The following is a 21,327-nucleotide window of genomic DNA, read 5'->3' on the forward strand; positions in this document are numbered from 1 at the left end:
CGTCCGTCCGGAACGGGCGCGGCGAGCGGTCCGGCCCCGCTGCGCTGCCCGCGCGCCGGCGTGGGCACGGCATCGCGCGGGGATGTCCCACCGGCCGGGCGGAGGGCCCGTCCCGGCCGCGCGGGAGGGGCGGGCCGGCGCGGCCGGTGGGGTGCCGGCCCGACCGGGTGCCTGAACCGGCCGGGAGCCTTAACCGGCCGGGAGCCGTCGGGCGGTGCCGTCCCGGGGCGCGGCCCGGCTCCGCGCGGCGAGACGGTCCGGGGTGCGGTCCACCGGTGGGGCGGGCCGGGCGCACGGACCGGTGGCCGCCCCACGCGAGGGGGCACGGGGGGACGGCTCGCGCCTCCGTCCGTCCGGAGCGGGCGCCGCCGGCGGCCCGGTCCCGCTGTGCCACCCGGGCAGCGGCAGGAGGCACGGCCGCCCGCACGGGGCCCCCACCGACGCCGCCCGGGGGACCGCACGGCCCGGCCGGGCGGACCGGCGCGGCTTCTGGGCGCCGGTGTCGGGCGGCCGGCGCCGCTGTCGGGCGCCGCTGTCGGGCGGGCCGGCCCGCGCGGCCGGGCCGCAGCGCCCGTACCCGCCCGGAGGGCGTCAGCGCGGCAGCAGGCGGTGGGCCGTCAGGGCGAGGGTGACCTCGACGAGGTCGGAGGGGCGGGACAGGGAGCGGCCCGTCAACTGCTCGTAGCGGCGCAGCCGGTTGAGGACCGTGTTGCGGTGGCAGTACAGGCGGCGACTCGCGCGCTGGGCCGAGCCGTCGCAGGCCAGCCAGGTGGCGAGGGTGTCCAGCAGGACGTCCGCGTCGGCCGGTTCCAGCCCGGCCAGCGGGCCCAGCAGCCGGTCGGTGAGCGCGGCGCCGAGTTCGGGCGACGACATCACCAGCGCGGCGGGCAGGTGGTCCGTCAGGCGGACCGTGCCGCCGGTCTCCGGGCAGAGGCCCAGCGCGGTGTCCGCGAGGGCACGGGCACCGCCGACGGCGGCCAGACCCTCGACGGCGCTGCTGACGCCGACGCGCAGTCCGGGCCGGGCGTCGGCCGTGACCGGTTCGGGGTCGTCGTCGGCGAGGACGATGCCGTAGTCGACGTCCGTCCCCGGGTGCCAGTGCACGCGCACAGTCGGGGGCAGCACCGCTTGTGCGCCCGGACAACCGGCCGGCCGGCCGCCGGCCACCGCGACGACCACGTACCGGCCCTGCTCGGGCAGGTCCAGGGCCTCGGCGGCATCGGGCAGGTCGGCGATGCGGCTGCTGCCGTCCAGCAGGGCCGCGGCCAGCAGGCGCACCCTGTTCTCCCTCCGCCAGGCGAGTTGCCGTTCGGTCTGCCGGTAGGCGTCGGCCACGAGGGTGCAGTGCTCGTCGACGAACTCCCACACGTCGGACGCGACGTGCACCAGCAGCCGGACGTCCTCCGGCGCCGTCCGGCAGGTCTCGTCGACCAGTGCCTGCCACACCAACGACCCGCCCAGCCGGAAGGCGTGCAGCAACGCGTCGAGCGGGAGCCCCTGTTCGGCACGGGCGGCGCCGATCCGCCAGGTGCAGCGGCGGGCCGCGTCACGGGCCCCGCGCGGGTCGAGCAGGGAGGCGACGCTGTGCCGCAGCGAGCGGTGCACCTCCTGCCAGGTGCCGGTGGCGTCGGCCTCCACGGCGGCCCGGTAGGCGGACTGCTGCTCCTGGAGCACGGCGACCAGCCGGTCGGTGAGGTGGGGCAGGTCGTCCAGCAGGACGCGGGCGCCCCGGTGCAGGACCCGGAGGGCGTCCGCGTCGATCAGCGGGCGCACGCGTGCGGGCCGTGGGCGCGGGGCGGGCACGGGCCCGGGGCGTGGCAGAGTACGTGGCCGTACGGCGTGGTGCATCGCGCATCTCCCCCAGGGTCGGCTTCCCGGCGGTGCCCGTGCGGCGGTCCCCGGACCGGCGCCCGGCCGGCCGTGGAGCCCATGGGGCGGCCGCCACCTGACTCGTCCTGCCCCGAAGGATGGCATACCGTCCGGTCGGTCCCTAGAGCTGTGCACCGGTCTTTTCCTCTTGTTCGACCAGCCGGACAAGTTCCACGCGGGAACGGACCCCGAGCGTGGCGAAGACGTTCCGCAGGTGGTAGTCGACGGTCCGGGTACTGACCGACAGGCTCAGCGCCACCTCCCGGTTGGTCGCGCCCTCCGCCACCCGGCGCGCGATCCGCAGTTGCTGCGGGGTCAGCCGGGACAGTCCCCCGCCCGTCCCGCCGACGCTCTCGCCCGCCCCGGTGCCGGGGGCCGCCCCGTTGGCCCGCAGCTCCGCGCCCGCCTGGCGGGCCCACACCTGCGCACCGCAGCGCTCGAACCCGAGCAGTGCCTCACCCAGCCGGGTGCGGGCCTCGCGCAGCCGGCGCCGGCGCCGCAGCCACATGCCGTGCAGCAGCTCGGTGCGGGCCCGCTCGAAGTCCCCCGCCCCGCTGGTCCGCTCATGGCTGTCCAGGGCGCGCAGGAACAGCTCGTCGGCGGCCGACGGCGGGGCCAGCAGCGCCCGGCAGCGCAGCAGCTGGGCGGGGGCCTGGGGATCCGCGCCGCACGCGGCCCACAGCGCGAAGTCCTCCACCACCGCGCGGGCGTGCTCCGGGTGCCCGGCGAGGACGGCGGCCTCCACGTAGCAGGGCACGGCGAGCATCCACACCGCGAAGTGGCCCCGGCGCGGGCCGGGACGCACCAGCGGGCCGAGCCGGTCCGCGGCCTCCCGGGGACGGCCCGCGCCCAGGTCCGCGCGGGCCGCGGCCCACTGGGCGAGGGTGGCGGCCTGGGCGAGCCCGTGCCGCCGGGCGGTGGTGAGGGCCGCCGTGACGTGCTCGGTGACCGGGTCGCCCTCGATGGAGGCGGCGAGGGCCAGCACCGCGTGGTGGTGGGCCGCCGTGTTGCGCTGGGCGGCCCGCCGGGCGGCCCGCAGGCCCTCCTCGGCGTGGGCGCGGGCCAGCTGGTGGCGGCCGGCCCGCAGGTCGGCGTAGGCGAGGTACTCCAGCGCCCTCGCCTCCAGGGCGGCGTACCCGGCGGTGCGGGCCGCGGCCAGGGCACGGGCGCCGGCCCGGCGGGCGGCGGTGACCTCGCCGAGCATCAGCGCCGCGGCGGCGGCGCGCATCAGCTCCTCGCAGTCGTCGGCGTCCTGCCCCCGGTCGACCACCCGGCGCAGGGGTCCGGCGGCGAGGTCGAAGCGGGCCAGGAGGACGGCCCTCATGCCGTCCCGGTGGTCATGGAGCAGGGTCGGCCGGGCGGCGGACGGCGCGGTGGCGTCGGCCGTGCCGCGGGCGCCGGGGCGGGGCGCTTCGCCGTGGCCGTGGGTGAGGGCCCGCAGGCAGGAGGCGGAGTCGCCGGCCGCCCAGGCGGCGTCCGCCGCGCCCAGCTCGGCCGCGACGGCCGGTTCGGGGTCCGGCGGGCCGCCGGGGCCGGCCGCGGATCGGGCCACGGCTCCGGCCAGGAGGCCCGCGGCGAGCAGGAAGGACTCGCGGGCGTCGTCCACCGGGCCGTCCGCGAGCAGCACCCGGCCGCGCAGCAGCTCCGTCCGGCCGCGCACGGCGGTGGGCACGGGGCGGCTCCGGGCGGCGTCGAGCAGCCGCAGGGCGCCGGGCGAGTCCCCGGCGAGCAGCGCCTGTTCGGCGGCCGCGGTGTACTGGCGGGCGCGTTCGGCGTCGTCCGCGCTCAGTTCGGCGGCCCGGGTGTGCGCCGTGCGCCGCACGGCGGGCGGCGGCGCGGTCGCCGGGTCGGCCGCGGCGGCCGACAGTGCGGACGCGAGGTGCGGCGCGGGCCCGGTGACGGTCCAGGAGCGGTGCAGCAGCGCGGGGAGCCCGGCGGGCAGCGCCCCGGCGAGCGCCCGGTGGGCGGCACGGCGCCGCTCGGGCGGGGCGGTGGCGTAGACGGCCCGGCCGAGCAGGGGGCTGCGGAACCGCAGCCTGCCGTCCGCCGCGACGAGGAACGGGGACGCCGTCGCGGGGCCGGTCGCCTCCGCGCGGTGGCCGGGGTGCGGGGCCGCCCGGTGGACGAGTGCGGCGTCGGCTCCGGGCGTGTCGCCCGCCCGCTCGGCCGCCGCCACCGTCAGCAGCAGCTCGGTGTGGTCCGCCGGCAGTCCGGCGAGGTGACCGCCGACGAGGGCGTCCAGGACCTCCCCGTCCGCGACCGGCACGGGCAGCTCCCGGTGACCGCGCAGCTGCGCCGGGGACAGGCGGTGGGCCAGGGCGAGCAGCAGCGCGGGACTGCCGTCCGCCTCCGACACCAACTGGGCCCGGACGGCCGGGTCGACGGTGTGGTCGGTGGCCTCGTCCAGCAGCTGCGCGGCGTCGTGCGGGGTGAGCGGGGCGAGCGGGAAGGCGGGGAGGCCGGCCAGCTCGGGGACGGTGGGACGGTGGCCGGGGACGGCGAGGAGGAGGCCCGCCCCGCCCGTGACGCGCACCCGTGCGGCGGCCTCCCCGAGGGCGGCGCGGGACGCCGGGTCCCACAGGTGCGCGTCGTCCACGCACAGCAGGTGGGGGGTGGGGCCGGCGGCCTCCCGGAGCGCGGCGAGCAGGGTGTCGCCCGCCGGGCCGGCGGGCGGCGGCCCGGGCCGGCCGAGAGCGCGCAGCAGGCCGTGCAGGCCGCTGCGGGGCCGCGCGGAGTCCGCCGGGTCGGCGCGCAGGTGCCACACCGGCCCGGCGCGGAAGGAGCGGGCGGCGTGCGCGAGGAAGGCGGAGCGTCCGCAGCCGGGTTCACCGGTCACCAGCCGCACACCGCCCTCGGTGCGCAGCCGGTCCATCAGGTCGGCGATCGCCCGCCGCTGCGTGTCCGCGCGGTAGCGGTGGGAAGCGGGTCCGGGGGTCGTCTGTCCGGTCATTCCCGGGACCTTACTCAGGCGTAAGTTCCACCGGAAGACGTGCGTCCGGGGCTTGTTGAAGACTCATCCGCCCCGTGGCCAGTGGCTTCGGCGCCGCCGGACGGGGAGCGGAGTGTGCGCCGGCCCAAGACGGGGCGGCCGTGGCGGTGCGCCCGCACAACGCCGGTGGCGGCCCGCGTCGTTCGCGGGCCGCCACCGGGTGGAGCGGGTGGGGCGAGGGGTCAGGAGGTGTGCGGGCAGTTGCCCCGGGACTCCTCGATGGTCAGGCTCGGCCGCGGCAGCGGGCACAGGAACTGCTCGTAGCGGGTGTCGTTGTCGATGAAGCGCTTCAGCCACGAGATGCTGTACTTCGCGATCGTGGTGTTCGAGGTGTTGGGCGTGAAGTGGCTGGCGTTGTTCAGCTCGATGTACGCGCGGTCCAGGGAGGACGGCAGCCCCTCGTACAGGGGTTCGGCGTGGGTGGAGACCGGGGCGATGGAGTCGCCGTCGGCACCGAAGATCAGGGTGGGCGTCCGCACCTCGGGCCAGGTCTTGTCGAGGTTCCAGGGGGTCAGCGGGATGGCGGCCTGGAGGGAGGGGCGGTCCTTGGCCGCTTCCAGGCTGCCGCCGCCGCCCATGGAGTGGCCCATGACGCCGAGCCGGCTGCTGTCGACGCGGCCACGCACCGAGCTGCGCTCCGTCAGGTAGTCCAGTGCCGCGAGCAGTTGGTCCCCGCGCGAGGCGGGCTGGTCGAGCGTGGTGTTGGTGTCGATGGTGAAGACGACGAAGCCCTGCGACGCCAGGCGCGGGCCCAGCCAGGCGATGGAGGACTCGTAGGCGGTGAAACCGGGCGAGATGGCGATCGCGCCGAAGGTTCCGTCGGAGGTGCTGGTCGGGTAGTAGATCGTGCCGCCGCCGAAGCCACGGGCGACGAGTGAGGAGACGGAGGTCTCCGACACCGAGTACGGGCCGCGCAGCGCCTCGATGCTCGACTCGGTCGGCGCGGGGCCGCGCTCGTAGGGGTTGTCCGCCGCGTGGGCGCCCGGCCCGGCGAAGGCGCCGAGGGCAGCCAGGGCGGCGACGCTCGCGGCCAGTCCGGCGAGCCTGCCGGTACGGCGGCGTCCCGCCCGGGACGGGGCCGGTGCGCTCATGCTGCTGTGAGGGTGCTGCTGCACGAGGGGGGTCCTCTCTGTCGCGGCGGTCCGCCCGGCCGGCCGGTGCACGGGGAAGGCGTGAGGTGCGGACGCGCACCGGCCGGGGCGCCGCCTGTGGGCTGGCGGTGCCACTGTCGGAGAGGAGGGGGGCGGAGCGGACCGGCAATATCACCGGTCTCGTGCGCGGGCGGGGGCGGACCGGGCGGACGCCGCGGGGTGAGAGGGACGGCTGTGACGGGAGCGGCGGCCGGGTCACGGTGGGTGCGGCCACGACGCGCGAGCGCCCGCGACAGCCGTGCGGGACGGCGCCGCGCACCACCCGGAGGCAACGGGCCAGGGCGGTGCCGGGACGGCGGGGCCATCACCCGGGAGTGCCGGCACAGGGGCCGCGCCGGGACGTCGCCGGGCACCACCCGGGAGGGCCGGCACAGGGCCGCGCCGGGGCGCCGCGGGGCGCCGCTGGGGGCGGTGGGGGAACGGCCGGGCGGGCGGCGAGAACCGGCCTGCATGCGGTGGGGAACCCGGGGTATACGCGCAGAACGCGGTCACCGTCGGAGTCGGCGCCGACGGTGGCCGCTTCTCGTCCGCGGCGGCCGGTTGACCCGGCCGCCGGTTGCTGTGGGGCGGTCCGCGTCAGGCGGCGTCGTAGGTGTGGGCGCGGCCTCCGGACCACTTCACCCAGGCCGGATCGTCCAGCAGCCGCTCCCCCTCCGGCAGCCCGGCCCGCCGCAGGAACTCCACCACGTCGCGGTCGGAGTACGCCAGCCCGACGATCTCACCGTGCACGGTCACCCGACGGCCGCCCGAGCCGAGCGGCGGGTGCACCACGATGGGCGCCTTCGTCATCCCTCCAGCATCCGGCGGGCGCCCGGTTCCCGCATCCGGGGACCGTGCCTCACCCGCTTGGCGGTCCGGGCGCGCCGCCCCGGAGCCCGGGTGGTCGTATGGGAGACGGCATCCATGCCGACCCGGAGGGAGCTGGGAATGCACGAGATGTGGTGCGGTGCGGACACTTCGGGGGAGCCGGTGTGGCACGTCCTGACACCGGACAGGAACGCCACGCTGTGCGGCGTGGAGAAGGAGGACGAATCCCGTCGGCGGCACGCGACGGACCGGCACTGCTTCTCCTGCATGCAGTCGTTCCAGGCCGCGATGCAGTCCGCTCGCTGAGTCCGGGCCCGGCCCCACAGCCGGGCCCGGACTTCGGCGCGTGCGCGGACCTCGGCGCGTGCGCGGGGCCCTGGCGTCCCGCACAGTCCCGCGCACAGGCGCGCTCAAGGGCAGTGGCAGCCGTCGTCGCCCGCCGGACCGGGCGGGCGGGTCTCCCTGCGGCAGAAGCAGGACGACTCGACGGGCACGTCGGCCACCGCGACCGCCGTCCTCAGCTGCTGGGCCACGATCGCCGCCTCCGCCGTGCGTCCGGTGCGCGTGAGGCACTCGTGGAAGCCGTGCAGCGCCCAGACGTTGCCAGGATGCTGCAACGGGCGGGGCAGCGTGGGGTCCAGTCCCAGGTCGGCCCGGTAGACGGCCTCCGCCTCCTCGATCCGGCCCTGCTCCAGGAGGAGCGCCCCGTAGGCGTGCCGGGTCGGCTGCATCCACCCCCAGGGTTCGTCGTAGGGCAGCGTGTCGTCGAGGTGGACGGAGCGTTCCAGGGCGGCGAAGGCCGCCTCGACGTGGCCCTTGCGGTACTCGAGTTCGCCGTCCAGCATCGCGGAGGCGATGGCGAGGATGTCCGCGCAGGTGTTGTTGAACAGCATCCGGGTGTCCGGGACCCGGTCCACCGCGGCCCGGAACGCCGTCCGTTCCCGCTCGGCGCGGTCGACGGCGCCGGTCGCGGACAGGGCCACGCCGCGGGCGTAATGGAGCATCGCGGTGGTGACGCAGTACAGCCCGGGGTCCTCGGGGAAGGGCAGCGCCAGGATGTCGTCCCAGCGGCCGAAGCGGATCAGGACGTGCACCCGCATGGCGAGGAAGCCCTCCAGCCAGTCGGCCATCGGCGGGCTCTCCACCCGCAGCAGCTTCTCGGGTACGGCCTCCTCGAGCCGTGCCGCGGCCTCCAGGGCGGTCCCGGACATCCCGGCGAACATGGCCCCGTAGATCGTGAAGTGGATGTTGTGCGCCCGGTAGAGGGTGTAGAAGTTCATGGCCCCGGAGCGGGCGAGATACTTCTCGTCGGCGGCGGCGGCGAGGGCGTTGTCGGAGACGACCCGGCGGTAGTCGCCGCAGAGCACTTCGAGGTGCGAGGGCATGTGCAGCAGGTGCCCGGCGTCGGGTACGGCGCCGCGCAGCCGGTCCGCGACGGTGAGGGCGGCCTCCGGGGTGGGCGACATCTCCATCAGGTGGATGTAGAGGTGGACGACGCCGGGGTGGTGCGCGCCGGCGTCGGTGGCGAGGGCGGCGTCGAGGACGGCCTTGGCCTCCAGCGTGCGGGCGCCCTCGGCCGGGAGGCCGGTGCGCAGGTCCCACAGCTGCCACGGGGTGAGGTTCATCTGGGCGTCGGCGCACAGCGCGGCCACGTCCGGGTCGTCGGGGGCGTCCCGGTGGACCTCCCGCATGCGGTCGGCGTAGGGCTCGTTCCACACCGAGCAGTCGGCGGCCGGCCGGTCCTGTGGGTAGCGGGCGCGCAGCGCGGAGACGAGGGCCTGTTCGACGGGGGTGGCGCGGGCGGCCGTGGCGTGGGCCCGTTCCACGGCCTCGTGTGTGCGGGCGACCGTGCGGGCGAGTTCGTCGCCGTCGAACGCCTCCCACGGCTTGTTGTAGTTGGGGCCGAGGGCGTAGGCGATGCCCCAGTGGGCCATGGCGCAGCCGGGGTCGGCCGCCGCCGCCCTCTCGAAGCAGGCGACGGCCTCCTCGTGGTGGAAGGCGTAGGTCCACACCAGTCCCCGGTCGAACCAGAGCTGGGCCTGCGGGGAGTCGGTGGTCACCGGCCGGTGGTGGGTGCCGAGGTCGTAGTAGTCGTCCGTGGCACGCATGGCGCTCTCCCGGGGAGGCGGGCGGGTCGGTGGGCGGCCTCGTCCGCGGGTGTCGTCAGGGGACGCAACCGACGATAGCGGTGCGTGGCCGCCCGTGCCGAGCGCAGCGTCAGTCCGGGACGGAGGTGCTGGTCAGCAGCTGGGGTGAGAGCACCTTGAGCATGGTGTCGGTCCAGCGCAGCTGCCGCAGTGTCTGCGGGTGGCAGTCGGAGACCAGGCCGAGGAGGCGGGTGTCCCGCCGGGCCTGGGCAGCCTGGCCGAGCATCTCCCAGTGCAGGGAGTTGCCGGCCGCCGCCAGGTGCAGGTCTCGCAGGTCGTGCAGCAGGATCAGGCCCGGTTCGGGGCGCCTGCCGAGGGCCTCGGACGCCTTCTCGCGCAGGGCGGTCAGGACGCCCGCCTGGGGCCTGCCGCGCGGCCCGGACAGGTCGAGGCCGTGGTCGCGGCCGAGGTCGGCGAGCCGGGCGGCGTGCTCCCGGGACCAGCGTGCGACGTCGGTCGCGACGTGGCGGAACTCGTGCTCGACGCGGTGGCGGGCCGCGGCGGCCAGCAGGTCCTGCTCCAGGTCCCGTTCGCCGTCGTGCAGCAGGCGCAGGACCAGGGCGATGCTGTTCATGATCCGCTCCCGTCGGACGCGTCGAGGCCGGCGGCCCGGTCCCGGTCGGCGCGGCGGGCGACGAGGGTGACGCGGGCCGCGGCCGTCTTGAACAGGGGTTGTTTGGAGACGGGGTCCCAGTCGGTGACCGTCGTCTCGTTGGCCGCCCGTCCGTCGCCGTCGTCGGGTGGGCGGTGGCCGGCCGGAGTGTCCCAGTAGCCGTAGTGGAAGGGCACGAAGAGCATGCCGTCGCGGATCGCGGTGGTGCGCAGGGTGGCCCGGACGGCGCCGCGCGGGGTGGTGATGCGGACCAGGTCGCCGTCGGCCAGCCCCTGGGCGGCGGCCTCGCGGGGGGAGATCTCCGCCCAGACGTCGGGTGCGGCGGCGTTCAGTTCGGGGGCCCGGCCGGTCTTGGTGCGGGTGTGGAAGTGGTAGACCGTGCGGCCGGTGACCAGTTGCAGGGGCAGCTCGTCGGAGGTGTCCTCGTGCGGCGGGATGTACTCGGCCGCCTTGAGGACGGCCTTGCCCTCCGGGTTGAGGGCACGGTACCCGTCGGCCCCGACGCTCGCGCCGGTCACCAGGTCCCGGCCGTAGCTCTCGCACACGTCCGGATCGGCGTACGCGATGCCGTCGGTGTACAGGCGCGGGGTGCCGTCGGGGGCGTCGTCGGTGCAGGGCCACTGGACGCCGCCGTCCCGGCGCAGCTTGTGGTAGCTGAGGCCGGTGTAGTCGCAGGGGCGTCCGGCGCTGCACCGCTGCCAGGCGGCGAAGGCGGACTCGGCGTCGTGCCAGCCGATGAGCGGGGCGCCGTCCTTGTCCCGGAAGTCCATGCGGGCCGCGAAGTCGAGCAGGATGTCGAGGTCGGCGCGTGCTTCTCCGGGCGGGTCGACGGCCTTCTCCGAGAGGTGCACCGTGCGGTCGGCGTTGGTGAAGGTGCCGGTCTTCTCGCCCCAGGTGGCGGCGGGCAGGACGACGTCGGCGAGTTGGGCGGTCTCGGTGAGGAACAGGTCCTGCACCACGGTGAACAGCCGTTCCTGGGAGAGGATCGACCGGATGCGGGACAGTTCGGGCAGGGACACCGCCGGGTTGGTGGCGCTGATCCACAGCATGCGCAGCGAGCCCTGCTCGGCGTAACGGAAGATCTGCATCGCGTGGGTGGGGGGCCCGTAGTGGGGGATGTCCCCGGGGTCGAGGTTCCACAGCCGGGCGAGTTCCTCGATGTGCCGCGGGTTCTCCCAGTTGCGGAAGCCCGGCAGGTCGCCGTCGGCGCCGCACTCCCGGGTGTTCTGGGCGGTGGGCTGGCCGTTCATCTGGAGCAGTCCGCAGCCGGGGCGGCCCAGCATGCCGCGGATCACGTGCAGGTTGTTGACCTGGACGGCGGCGGCGGAGGCCTGGTGGGACTGGTAGACGCCCTGCAGGACCGTGGACAGCAGCCGCTCGGCGCTGCCGAGGATGTCCGCCGCCCGCTCGATCTCGGCGGCCGGGACGTCGCAGATCTCCGCCGCCCACGTGGGGGTGCACCGCTCGACTGCGGCGGCGAGTTCGTCGAAGCCGACGGCGTGGGCGTCGAGGTATGCGCGGTCGACGCGGCCGGTGCGGATGATCTCGTGCAGCAGGGCATTGAGGAGCGCGACGTTGGTGCCGGCGCGGGGCGCGAGGTGCACGTCGGCCCGGCGGGCGACCGGGGTGAAGCGGGGGTCGACGCAGACCAGGCGGGGCGGGTCCGCGCCGTCCAGGCGGTCCAGCATCCGCATCCACAGCACGGTCTGGGTCTCCGCGACGTTGTGTCCGAAGAGGGCGAGGGTGTCGGCGTGGTCGACGTCCTCGTAGGAACCGGGCTGGCCGTCGCTGCCGAAGGTCTCCTTGAGGGCCTCGGCGGCGGTCGCCGTGCACAGGCGGGTGTTGCCGTCCAGGTGGTTGGTGCGGATGCCGCCGTGGGCGAGCACGGCGAGGGTGTAGTACTCCTCCAGGAACAGCTGTCCGGAGGTGTAGAAGCCGATGGAGCCGGGCCCGCGTTCGTCCAGCAGGCCGCGGGTGCGGGCGGCGATCCGCTCCATGGCGGTGTCCCAGTCGGTCTCCACGAGCCGGCCGTTCTCGCGCACGAGCGGCCTGGTGAGGCGGTCGGGGGCGTGGTTGGCCTGCCATCCGTAGAGGTCCTTGGGCCCGAGCCGCCCGCGGTTGACCCGGTCGTCGGCCCGCCCCCGTACCCCGACGATGCGTCCCTCGCGCACGGCGATGTCGAGGGCGTCCCCGTTGGAGTGCAGGATGGACGCGGTCCGCACCCAGCGGTCGACGTCGCGCTCGCTGATCCCGTCCGCGAGATGCATGTCCGTGCGAACGGGCCAGGACGTGCCGGCGGCGTAGGGGGTGCGGGTCCCCCAGGGGTCGGCGATCCGGTCGGGTGTGCTCTCCACTGTCCACCTCCGGGGGCAGAAGTCGGCTCAGCGGCGGGTACCCGCATTCCGGGACGTCGTCACGTCACCACGCGTGACCGCTCGCGTGCGCCGAGCAGCGGAGCGGGGCGCCGGGGACGTTCGATCGGGGCGGGTTCGCCAACGGGCTGGCCGGGAGCCCTCGGGCCTCCCTAGGATGGACTCCCTGTCCAGTCAGCCCAGTTGGCGCGGTACTCCGCAGGGGGAACGATGCAATCCGGCAAGCAGCTGTCCACCGAGATCGACGCAACCGTGCCGACGGCCGCACGCATGTACGACTACTATCTGGGCGGCAAGGACAACTACGCGGCCGACCGGGCCGCGACGGAGGAACTCGACAAGGTGGTGCCGAGCACGCGCCGCCTCGCCCTGAACAACCGCCGCTTCCTCCAGCGGGTCGTGCGCACCCTCACGCAGGAGTACGGCATCCGGCAGTACCTGGACCACGGTTCCGGCCTGCCCACCCAGGAGAACGTCCACCAGGTCGCGCAGCGCATCGACCCCACCACCCACGTGGTGTACGTCGACAACGACCCGATGGTGCTGGTCCACGGCCGCGCCCTGCTGGAGCAGGACGAGCGCACGGTGGTCCTCCAGGCCGACATGCGCGACACCGACGGCATCTTCGGCCACCCGGAGACCCAGCGCCTGATCGACTTCTCCGAGCCGGTGTGCGTGCTGTTCAACTCGACGTTCCACTGCATCCCGGACAGCGACACCGACGGCCCGCTCGCGCTGGCCCGCCGGGTGCGCGAACGGCTCGCACCGGGCAGCTTCATGGTGATGTGCCAGCTGGTGAGCGAGGACCACGAGGTCCGTGAGTACGTCACGAACTTCATGGACCAGGCGACGCAGGGCAACTGGGGACGGGTGCGCGAGCCGAAGGATGTCCACAGCTACTTCGAGGGGCTGGAGATCCTGGAGCCGGGGCTGGTGGAGGTCTCCACCTGGCGCCCGGACACGGAGGTGGCACCCCGTCAGCTGACGGAGGAGTGGATCGAGTTCGGCGGCGTGGGCCGGCTCCCGCTCTGACCCGGGCCGAGCCCCCCGGGGACCCGACGACGACGCCCTGTGTGCGGCCTCCGGGAGGCCGCACACAGGGCGTCGGGTGGTAAGAGCCGGGCGCCGGAAGGGCGTTGAGGCCGGGCGCACGCAGAACATCGACCCTGAGGGCCGGGGGCACGACGGGCGCCGGGCGGTGGAGGCACGGAAGCATGCCGGTCCGTTGCCGGCGGGCGCACACAGGGCTTCGGACGGCCCTGACGGGCGGGCGTACGACGGGCGTTGAAGCCGGGCGCACGAGGGAGCCGGCCCGTCGGGGCCGGGAGCGTCTCGGCCCGTCGGGGCCGGATGCGCGGAGGGCACCGGGCGGCACGCGGCCAGGTGCGCAGGGGCCGCGGGGCCGTGCGGTGGCCCCGCGCACACGGTGTCGGGAACCTTCGGACCGGTGGCGGCGGGCACCCGGCCGGGATCCTACGGGCCGGGGTAGCGTCCGGCCACCGTGCTGCGCAGCAGTTCCAGGGAGTCGCGGGGCTTGAGCGCCTCGTCGGCGAGACGGTCCAGCGCGATCCGGTACTCCTCCGTCTCGTCGCGGTCCTCCAGGAAGTTGGCGCTGCGGATGTGCTCCAGGTAGACGACGTCCGGCAGGTCGAGACCGCCGAACCGGAGGTAGGTCACGGGGATGGCGGGGGCCGACGCGTTGGTCACGCTCAGCGGGACGATCTGCACCGTCACGTTGGGCCGCTCGGCCATCGTCACCAGATGCTGGAGCTGCTCCCGCATCACCTCGGCGCTGCCCAGGACGCGCAGCAGCACCGACTCGTCGATGATCGCCCAGAGCTGGGGAGCGCCGTCCCGGAGCAGCAACTCGGCGCGGCGCATGCGCAGTTCGACGCGACGTCGGACTTCGCCGGCGGGTGCGTGGGGCAGGCCCCGCTGCACCACGGCGCGCGTGTAGTCCGCGGTCTGGAGCAGGCCGGGGACGTACTGGATCTCGAAGGTACGGATGGTCGCGGCGGCCTCCTGCAGCCCCACGAGCCGGTCGAACCACTCCGGCATCAGCCGCTTGTCGTACCGCTGCCACCAGCCCGGTTCACCGGCCCGCCGCAACAGTTTGAGCAGGACGGACGCCTCGTAGTCGTCGGTGCCGTAGAGCTTCAGCAGGGTCCGCACATCGGCTTCGGTCGGCGGGCGGCGGGCCTTGCCGGACTCGATGCGGGACAGCTTGGCGGCACTGAAACCGGCGGCTCGGGCGGCCTGTTCCTGGGCCAGCCCGGCGTCCTCACGGAAACCCGCGAGCTGCACCCCGACCAGCATCTTCAGCAAGGTCGGCGCCGGCTCGGGCCGGTCCAGATATGGCTCCAGACGGGAGATACGCGGCGACGCGGCGGACATCCTGGCTCCCAGACAGACCGGCACAAGGGCGATTCACACTATCGCACCTCGACCCGGTCCGGCGCACGGGACCGACCAGAACCCGCTGGGAAGTGGGGAGTTGGGCTCCGGATGACCGGCGCCGGCCGCTCGGACCGGCGCCGGCGCGGCGGGCTCAGACGAGGTGGTCGAACTCCCCGTCCTTCGCCCCGGCCAGGAACGCGGCCAGCTCCGCCGCCGTGTACACGAGGGCGGGCCCGTCGGGGTCACGGGAGTTGCGCAGGGCGACATCTCCGTCGAGCAGGGGCGCCACTTCGACGCAGTTGCCCTCGGCGTTGCTGTGTCGGCTCTTGATCCAGCGGGCGTCCAGCTGGCTGGCCCGCACTCCGTTCCGCACTCCTGGCACCGCAGTCTCCTTGCTGTTCACGTGTCCCGCCGCGCACGAGGCCCGGCCGTACCCCGGGAGAGCCGAGCACTGTCGGCCGCACTCGCCCCTCCCGAAAAATCTCGCGCAATTTCTCGTGCAATTGCACGCGAGCGCTGTCAGCGTGGATAATAGCTGCGGCGTCAACCCCCTTGTTGGCGCACCGTTTCTGACGTCGCATCGGGAGAGATGCCGTGTCATCACCTGCGCAACACGTACTCCGGCCGCCGACCGGAGTGGGAGCTCAGGCGAGTGGCTCCGGCCCAGCCACCGTGCTCACCGCCGGCCCGCCCACCGCGGTACCACCCCCGGCGCGCCCGGTGCCGCATCCCGCCGGCATCACACCGGCCCTCGTGGCGCTGCGCGTCGAGTGCGACCGGGAGGGGTTCGCCCGCGCCCGGTCCTTCACCCGCCGCACCCTGGACGCCTGGCGCCTGGGGCACCACAGCGACGACGTGACCCTCGTGGTCACCGAACTCACGGCCAATGCCGCGACCCACGCGGCACCACGGTGCGCGGGCGGACCCGAGGTGCGGCTCGGCCTCCGGCTGGGCCCCGCCCACGTGCTGCTCACCGTCTCCGACACCGACGACCGTCCGCCCGTCCACAGACCCGGCGGCTCCCTGCTGGAGCACGGCCGGGGCCTGTGCATCGTCGACGCCCTGTCCGAGGCGTGGGGCTGGTCCCCCACTCCCCCGGCGGGCAAGACGGTGTGGGCCCGACTGTCCACCCGCCCCCCTCATTGACACGACTGCCGCGGAAAGGCACCGACGCCATGCGCAGCGCTTCGACGGAACACCCGAGCAGCGAGCGCCCCGTGCGCCGCACTCCCCCCAGCGGAGTGGTCCGCACGACACCCCTGACCGGCCTGTCCCGGGTGCCGTGGGCCGACATCCAGGACTCCACCGGCTCCGCGGCGGCCATCCCCCTGCTGCTCAACGGCATCGCCTGGGGGGACGCCGAGACCGCCCGGTCCGCGCTGGAGGATCTCCGGAAACGCATCTGCCAGTACGGGTTCGTGGTGGAGCAGGCCACCGCCGCCACGGTCCCCTTCCTCTGGGAGCTGGCCCAGCTGCCGCACGTCAGCTGCCGACCGCAGATCATCCAGCTCCTCAAGTCCATCGCCGACGCCCGGCAGTGGGAGTGCACCGCCGCCGCGTACCCGAAGCTGCTCAACCGCCGCGAGAACCCGGTGGTGTGGGAGCGGGCCGCGCGGCAGGCGGTCCGCGCCCGGCGCGCCGACCTCGGCCGCCTGATGGCCGAGCAGGACACCGAGATCGCCCGCGCGACCAGCGAACTGGCCCGCTCCCTGGGTGACTGACACACCGGGTGCCGTCCTGTGCGACGGCCCGGGCGAGACCGCGCGCGGATGGCCGGGGGACGGTCCGCGCGCCGTGGAGGGGCCGCGCGCGGTCACAGGGGGTGACCGCGCGCGGTCCTGTGACACTCGTGGCCTTATGACACGCAGGGGCCCCGTGGCGCGCGCGGCCCTGCGACGCAGAGGAAGCGGGCCTGCGACGCAAGAGGAAGGGGACGGAGCGTCCGGACCCGGGTGGCGCCCCTCCGCCGCCGGCGGGCCGGCACGCGGGAGGCACCGCGGCACGCGATCCCCGGCTCCGGCTCGGGGACCCGGGTGGAACGCGCTCCCCCTCCGCCCTCGTACCGACGGATCCGCTGCCGTCCGTCCCTGCGGCCAGCCCGCCTCTCCCGGCGGCCACCCCGCCTGCCCCGGAGGCCACCCCGCCCGTCCCTGCGGCCACCCCGCCCGTCCGCGCTGATGCCCCGTCGCTCCCCGCATGCGACTGCCTGACTGTCTCACCCTGGTTCTACGGTGTCCGCATGAACATGAACGACCCGCAGGACGTCGGCGCCGCGTTCGGCGCGATCATCCTCGGCGGCACCCTGAGCGAGGAGCCGCCCCCTCCCGACTCGCCCCTCGGCCGCGTGCGCGCCTTCGTCGCCGAGCACGGCGCCCGGTCGCTGAGGCGCGAGCACATCGGGGCCGCACAACAGGGGCGGCCCCTGCTGCCCTGAGCGTCCCGGCCGACGCGGTGACGGGGCGTCCACGGCACGGGCGGGACCGGACCGTGGTCATGCGCTGCGCCGGGCACGCCGTGGTGGTGACCGCGGCTGTCCCGCGGGTCGCCGCGGTCACCACCACGGGCCTGCCTCGCCCGGACCGCCGCCGGAGCACCTCCACCGAGCCCGCCCGTCCGTTCCGGTTGCGGAATCCACCGCGCGGGAGCAGAGGACGCCGTCCCACCGCTCCTCTCCTTGGGCGAAGACGCGTTGGGCGAAGACGCGCCACATTGGCCGGTAGTTACACTCGGCACATGGTCCGACTCAGGGGTCGCTCCGAGGCCCGGCCGTCGCTTCGGCCCGGCGCCGTCGCGTCCGTACGGCAGCGGCGGGAGGAGGGCGACCGCTCGCGAGGCCATCCGGCGGCGGCCCTGCGGTCGGTGCTGAGCGGGCGCAGCGTCGCCGGACAGGTGTTCGTGCTGCATCTGGTGATCGTGCTGCTGCTGGTCGTGGCGGCCGTGGTCGCCCTGGTGCTCCAGGTGCGCAAGGACAGCACGCAGGAGGCCCGCAACCGGTCCCTGGCGGTCGCCGAGACGTTCGCCCACGCGCCGGGCATGGTCGAGGCCCTGGAGGCCCCCGATCCCACGGCCGTGCTCCAGCCGCGGGCCGAGGCGGCGCGGGAGGCTTCCGACGTCGACTTCGTGGTCGTCATGAACGTCGACGGCATCCGCTACACGCACCCCAAGCCGGACCGCATCGGCAAGCGGTTCGTCGGCACCGTCGCCCCCGCGCTGGCCGGGGAGCCGGTGGTGGAGGAGGTCGACGGCACGATCGGCCGGCTGGTGCAGGCGGTGGTGCCGGTCGAGGACGGTGACGGGACGGTCGTGGGGCTCGTCTCGGCCGGGATCACCACCGAGAACGTGGGGGGTGCGGCCGACAACCAGCTGCCGCTCGTGCTGAGCGCGGCCGCCGTCGCGCTGGTCCTGGCGACCGGCGGGGCTGCCCTGGTGAGCCGGCGGCTGCTGCGCCAGACGCACGGCCTGGGCCCGTACGAGATGACCCGGATGTACGAACACCACGACGCGGTGCTGCACGCCGTGCGGGAGGGCGTCGTCATCGTCAGCGGGGACGGCATGCTCATGCTGGCCAACGACGAGGCGCACCGGCTGCTGCGGCTCCCGGACGACGCCGAGGGCAGGCAGGTCCTCGACCTGGGCCTGGACCCGGGCACGGCCGAGCTGTTGTCCTCGGGGCGGGTCGTCACCGACGAGGTGCACCTGGTGGGCGACCGGCTGCTGGCGGTGAACCAGCGGCCCACGGACCGGGCCGGAGGGCCGCCGGGCAGCGTCGCCACGGTCCGCGACTCCACCGAGCTGCGGGCGCTGTCCGGCCGGGCGGAGGACGCCCGGGAGCGGCTCGACATGCTGTACGACGCCGGGGTCGGCATCGGCACGAGCCTGGACGTGACGCGGACCGCGGAGGAGCTGACGGAGCTGGCCGTGCCGCGGTTCGCGGACTACACGACGGTGGACCTGTTCGAGCCGGTGCTGGACGGCGGGCAGCCGGACGCCTCGGCCTCGCTGCGCCGGACGGCACGGGCCGGGATCGGCGAGGACGCGCCGCTGTATCCGCTGAACCACACGATCCGGTACGTCCCGTCCTCGCCGCAGGGTCGCAGTCTCACCACCGGGCGGCCGGTCCTGGAGCCCCGTCTCGGTGACGCGCCGGGCTGGCGGGCGCAGGACTTCGAGCGGTCGGGGCAGGTGGTGGACTTCGGCATCCACTCGCTGATCACGGTGCCGCTGCGGGCCGGGTCCCTGGTCCTGGGGGTCGTCAGTTTCTGGCGCTCGGAGAAGCCCGAGCCGTTCGACGAGGACGAGCTGGCGCTGGGTGAGGAGCTGGTGGCCCGGGCGGCGGTGTCCATCGACAACGCCCGCCGGTACACCCGGGAGCACGGCATGGCGGTGACGCTGCAGCGGAGCCTGCTGCCCCGCACCCTGCCGGAGCAGACGGCGCTCGACATCGCCTACCGCTACCTGCCGGCGCAGGCCGGGGTGGGCGGGGACTGGTTCGACGTGCTGCCCCTGTCGGGCTCCCGGGTGGCGCTGGTGGTCGGCGACGTGGTCGGGCACGGGCTGCACGCGGCCGCCACGATGGGGCGGCTGCGGACCGCGGTGCACAACTTCTCGGCGCTGGACCTGCCGCCCGAGGAGCTGGTGTCCCTGCTGGACGAACTGGTCGCCCGGATCGACCAGGACGAGACGGAGGACGAGCACAGCGCCCCGGTGACGGGGGCGACCTGCCTGTACGCGGTCTACGACCCGGTCACCCGGCGGTGCACCGTGGCGCGGGCGGGCCATCCGCCGCCGGCGCTGGTCCACCCGGACGGCACCGTGGAGTACCCGGACGTGCCGGCCGGTCCGCCGCTGGGCCTCGGGGGCCTGCCGTTCGAGACGGCGGACCTGGAGCTGGCCGAGGGCAGTCGGCTGGTGCTGTACACGGACGGGCTCGTGGAGGACCGGCGGCACGACATCGACGTGGGGCTGGAGGAGCTGCGGAAGGCGCTGGAGGGGGCGGGCACGTCGCCGGAGGAGACCTGCCGGGCGGTGCTGGAGGCCCGGCGCCCGGTGAAGGCCGGGGACGACATCGCGCTGATCGTGGCCCGTACGCGGGCGCTCGGCGCGGACCGGATCGCCGAGTGGCCGGTGCCGTCCGATCCGGCGGCCGTGGCCGAGGTGCGGGCCGCGGTGACCCGGAAGCTGGCCGAGTGGGGGCTGGAGGAGCTGACGTTCACCACGGAGCTGATCCTCAGTGAGCTGGTGACGAACGCGATGCGGTACGGCGGGGATCCGATCCAGGTGCGGATGCTGCGCGACCGGCACCTGATCTGTGAGGTGTTCGACAGCAGCAGCACCTCTCCGCACCTGCGGTACGCGACGATGACCGACGAGGGCGGGCGGGGGCTGTTCCTGGTGGCGCAGCTGTCCGAACGCTGGGGCACCCGGTATCTGCCCGCGGGGAAGGTCATCTGGGCGGAGCAGACGATTCCGGGATCATAAGGCAGCTCCAGAGATGCCATAAGGTGAGCTTATGAGGGCATAGACGGGACCCCGGTACCGACTTAGGCTTGCCTTAGTTTAGGCTTCCCGGGAGACGCCTGACCTCGCTCGAAGGGAACCTGACATGCCCCGCCCCCTGCGGGTAGCCGTCGTCGGATCCGGCCCCGCCGGGATCTACGCCGCCGACGCCCTGCTCAAGTCCGACGTCGCCGCCGACCCCGGGGTGTCCATCGACATCTTCGAGCGCATGCCGGCGCCCTTCGGGCTCATCCGCTACGGCGTCGCCCCGGACCACCCGAGGATCAAGGGCATCATCACCGCCCTGCACCAGGTGCTGGACAAGCCGCAGATCCGCCTGTTCGGCAACGTCGACTACGGCTCGGACCTCCACCTCGACGACCTGCGCTCGTTCTACGACGGCGTCATCTTCGCCACCGGTGCCACGGCCGACCGCGCGCTGCCGCTGCCGGGCATCGACCTGGACGGCTCCTACGGCGCCGCCGACTTCGTCTCCTGGTACGACGGCCACCCCGACGTGCCGCGCACCTGGCCCCTGGAGGCGGAGAAGGTCGCGGTGCTCGGCGTCGGCAACGTGGCCCTGGACGTCGCGCGCATCCTCGCCAAGACCGCGGACGAGCTGCTGCCGACGGAGATCCCGGCCAACGTGTACGACGGCCTGAAGGCCAACAAGGCCGTGGAGATCCACGTGTTCGGCCGCCGGGGCCCGGCGCAGGCGAAGTTCAGCCCGATGGAGCTGCGGGAGCTGGACCACTCCCCCAGCATCGAGGTGATCGTCGACCCCGAGGACATCGACTACGACGACGGCTCCATCGCCACCCGGCGCGGCAACAAGCAGGCCGACATGGTCGCCAAGACGCTGGAGAACTGGGCGATCCGGGACACCGGCGACCGCCCGCACAAGCTGTACCTGCACTTCTTCGAGTCGCCGGTGGAGATCCTCGGCGAGGACGGCAGGGTCGTCGGCCTGCGCACCGAGCGCACCGAGCTGGACGGCACCGGGAACGTCAGGGGCACGGGGACGTTCAAGACGTGGGACGTCGGCGCCGTGTACCGCGCGGTGGGCTACCTGTCCGACCAACTGCCCAAGCTGCCCTGGGACATCGACTCCGGCACCGTGCCGGACCGCGGCGGGCGGGTGGTGCAGGAGAACGGCGAGCACCTGCCGTCCACGTACGTCACCGGCTGGATCCGGCGCGGCCCGATGGGCCTGATCGGGCACACCAAGGGCGACGCCAACGAGACCGTCGCGAACCTGCTGGACGACTACGCGAACGGGCGTCTGCTGACCCCCGAGACGCCCGCCCCGGAGGCCGTGGACGCGTTCCTGGCCGAGCGCGGCGTCCGCTACACCACCTGGGACGGCTGGTACCGGCTGGACGCGGCGGAGAAGGCGCTGGGCGAGCCCCAGGGACGGGCCCGCGTCAAGATCGTCGAGCGTGAGGACATGCTGCGGGAGAGCGGCGCCTGAACCACGCACCCGGAC

16 protein-coding genes are annotated in these 21,327 nt (G+C 74.8%); 7 read left to right on the forward strand and 9 right to left on the reverse strand.

The window, feature by feature from the left end:
* Nucleotides 1-591: 591 nt before the first annotated feature.
* From AB0F01_RS19440 to AB0F01_RS19455, 4 genes are all read right to left on the reverse strand, one after another.
* A complete protein-coding gene (locus AB0F01_RS19440) occupies nt 592-1,848 on the reverse strand; it encodes a helix-turn-helix domain-containing protein (RefSeq protein WP_362096931.1) in 1,257 nt (418 codons plus the stop codon).
* A gap of 142 nt (nt 1,849-1,990) precedes the next feature.
* Nucleotides 1,991-4,819, reverse strand: a complete 2,829-nt coding sequence (locus tag AB0F01_RS19445; protein ID WP_362096933.1) for a LuxR C-terminal-related transcriptional regulator — start codon at nt 4,817-4,819, stop codon at nt 1,991-1,993.
* 221 nt (nt 4,820-5,040) lie between these two features.
* Nucleotides 5,041-5,973 (reverse strand): alpha/beta hydrolase, encoded by a 933-nt coding sequence (locus AB0F01_RS19450; protein ID WP_362096936.1) that lies wholly within the window; start codon nt 5,971-5,973, stop codon nt 5,041-5,043.
* A gap of 612 nt (nt 5,974-6,585) precedes the next feature.
* A complete protein-coding gene (locus tag AB0F01_RS19455; RefSeq protein WP_362096939.1) occupies nt 6,586-6,798 on the reverse strand; it encodes a hypothetical protein in 213 nt (70 codons plus the stop codon).
* Nucleotides 6,799-6,936: 138 nt separating this feature from the next.
* On the opposite strand from AB0F01_RS19455, the gene AB0F01_RS19460 reads away from it, so the two are divergent.
* The gene (locus AB0F01_RS19460) at nt 6,937-7,122 is read left to right on the forward strand and encodes a hypothetical protein (protein WP_362096942.1); all 186 of its coding nucleotides are present in this window, start codon (nt 6,937-6,939) and stop codon (nt 7,120-7,122) included.
* A 104-nt stretch (nt 7,123-7,226) separates the two neighbouring features.
* Here AB0F01_RS19460 and AB0F01_RS19465 read toward each other — a convergent pair whose 3' ends face one another.
* From AB0F01_RS19465 to AB0F01_RS19475, 3 genes are all read right to left on the reverse strand, one after another.
* Nucleotides 7,227-8,924 (reverse strand): hypothetical protein, encoded by a 1,698-nt coding sequence (locus tag AB0F01_RS19465; protein ID WP_362096944.1) that lies wholly within the window; start codon nt 8,922-8,924, stop codon nt 7,227-7,229.
* 109 nt (nt 8,925-9,033) lie between these two features.
* The gene (locus tag AB0F01_RS19470; protein ID WP_362096946.1) at nt 9,034-9,537 is read right to left on the reverse strand and encodes a hypothetical protein; all 504 of its coding nucleotides are present in this window, start codon (nt 9,535-9,537) and stop codon (nt 9,034-9,036) included.
* Nucleotides 9,534-11,930: a nitrate reductase gene (locus AB0F01_RS19475; protein WP_362096949.1), complete on the reverse strand. Its 2,397-nt coding sequence runs from the start codon at nt 11,928-11,930 to the stop codon at nt 9,534-9,536. Before AB0F01_RS19475 ends, AB0F01_RS19470 begins: the two co-directional genes overlap by 4 nt.
* 228 nt (nt 11,931-12,158) lie before the next feature.
* On the opposite strand from AB0F01_RS19475, the gene AB0F01_RS19480 reads away from it, so the two are divergent.
* Nucleotides 12,159-12,980: an SAM-dependent methyltransferase gene (locus tag AB0F01_RS19480; protein WP_362096952.1), complete on the forward strand. Its 822-nt coding sequence runs from the start codon at nt 12,159-12,161 to the stop codon at nt 12,978-12,980.
* 441 nt (nt 12,981-13,421) lie between these two features.
* Here the strand turns inward: AB0F01_RS19480 and AB0F01_RS19485 are convergent, their stop codons facing one another.
* Complete coding sequence (locus AB0F01_RS19485; RefSeq protein WP_362096955.1) at nt 13,422-14,342, reverse strand: helix-turn-helix transcriptional regulator; 921 nt, start codon at nt 14,340-14,342, stop codon at nt 13,422-13,424.
* 154 nt (nt 14,343-14,496) lie between these two features.
* Nucleotides 14,497-14,727, reverse strand: a complete 231-nt coding sequence (locus AB0F01_RS19490) for a DUF397 domain-containing protein (RefSeq protein WP_362096958.1) — start codon at nt 14,725-14,727, stop codon at nt 14,497-14,499.
* Between the two features lie 338 nt (nt 14,728-15,065).
* On the opposite strand from AB0F01_RS19490, the gene AB0F01_RS19495 reads away from it, so the two are divergent.
* The 5 genes from AB0F01_RS19495 to AB0F01_RS19515 all read left to right on the forward strand — a co-directional run bounded on the left by AB0F01_RS19495 (nt 15,066) and on the right by AB0F01_RS19515 (nt 21,312).
* Nucleotides 15,066-15,491, forward strand: a complete 426-nt coding sequence (locus tag AB0F01_RS19495; RefSeq protein ID WP_362096961.1) for an ATP-binding protein — start codon at nt 15,066-15,068, stop codon at nt 15,489-15,491.
* Between the two features lie 29 nt (nt 15,492-15,520).
* Nucleotides 15,521-16,066 (forward strand): hypothetical protein, encoded by a 546-nt coding sequence (locus AB0F01_RS19500; protein WP_362096962.1) that lies wholly within the window; start codon nt 15,521-15,523, stop codon nt 16,064-16,066.
* Between the two features lie 518 nt (nt 16,067-16,584).
* Entirely contained in the window at nt 16,585-16,779 is a 195-nt protein-coding gene (locus tag AB0F01_RS19505; protein ID WP_362096964.1) for a hypothetical protein, read from the forward strand.
* Between the two features lie 299 nt (nt 16,780-17,078).
* Entirely contained in the window at nt 17,079-19,823 is a 2,745-nt protein-coding gene (locus AB0F01_RS19510) for a SpoIIE family protein phosphatase (RefSeq protein ID WP_362096966.1), read from the forward strand.
* A gap of 124 nt (nt 19,824-19,947) precedes the next feature.
* On the forward strand, nt 19,948-21,312 hold the full coding sequence (locus AB0F01_RS19515) for an FAD-dependent oxidoreductase (RefSeq protein WP_362096969.1): 1,365 nt from the start codon (nt 19,948-19,950) through the stop codon (nt 21,310-21,312).
* Nucleotides 21,313-21,327: the final 15 nt, after the last annotated feature.

The sequence above is a fragment of the Streptomyces sp. NPDC029526 genome, from assembly GCF_040637405.1.
Lineage (GTDB): Bacteria > Actinomycetota > Actinomycetes > Streptomycetales > Streptomycetaceae > Streptomyces.

Bases quoted from the DNA above. Each gene is read 5' to 3' on its own strand.
- AB0F01_RS19440 (WP_362096931.1), bottom strand. From the start codon at position 1,848: ATGCACCACGCCGTACGGCCACGTACTCTGCCACGCCCCGGGCCCGTG.
- AB0F01_RS19445 (WP_362096933.1), bottom strand. From the start codon at position 4,819: ATGACCGGACAGACGACCCCCGGACCCGCTTCCCACCGCTACCGCGCG.
- AB0F01_RS19455 (WP_362096939.1), bottom strand. From the start codon at position 6,798: ATGACGAAGGCGCCCATCGTGGTGCACCCGCCGCTCGGCTCGGGCGGC.
- AB0F01_RS19460 (WP_362096942.1), top strand. From the start codon at position 6,937: ATGCACGAGATGTGGTGCGGTGCGGACACTTCGGGGGAGCCGGTGTGG.
- AB0F01_RS19465 (WP_362096944.1), bottom strand. From the start codon at position 8,924: ATGCGTGCCACGGACGACTACTACGACCTCGGCACCCACCACCGGCCG.
- AB0F01_RS19470 (WP_362096946.1), bottom strand. From the start codon at position 9,537: ATGAACAGCATCGCCCTGGTCCTGCGCCTGCTGCACGACGGCGAACGG.
- AB0F01_RS19480 (WP_362096952.1), top strand. From the start codon at position 12,159: ATGCAATCCGGCAAGCAGCTGTCCACCGAGATCGACGCAACCGTGCCG.
- AB0F01_RS19485 (WP_362096955.1), bottom strand. From the start codon at position 14,342: ATGTCCGCCGCGTCGCCGCGTATCTCCCGTCTGGAGCCATATCTGGAC.
- AB0F01_RS19500 (WP_362096962.1), top strand. From the start codon at position 15,521: ATGCGCAGCGCTTCGACGGAACACCCGAGCAGCGAGCGCCCCGTGCGC.
- AB0F01_RS19505 (WP_362096964.1), top strand. From the start codon at position 16,585: ATGAACATGAACGACCCGCAGGACGTCGGCGCCGCGTTCGGCGCGATC.
- AB0F01_RS19510 (WP_362096966.1), top strand. From the start codon at position 17,079: ATGGTCCGACTCAGGGGTCGCTCCGAGGCCCGGCCGTCGCTTCGGCCC.
- AB0F01_RS19515 (WP_362096969.1), top strand. From the start codon at position 19,948: ATGCCCCGCCCCCTGCGGGTAGCCGTCGTCGGATCCGGCCCCGCCGGG.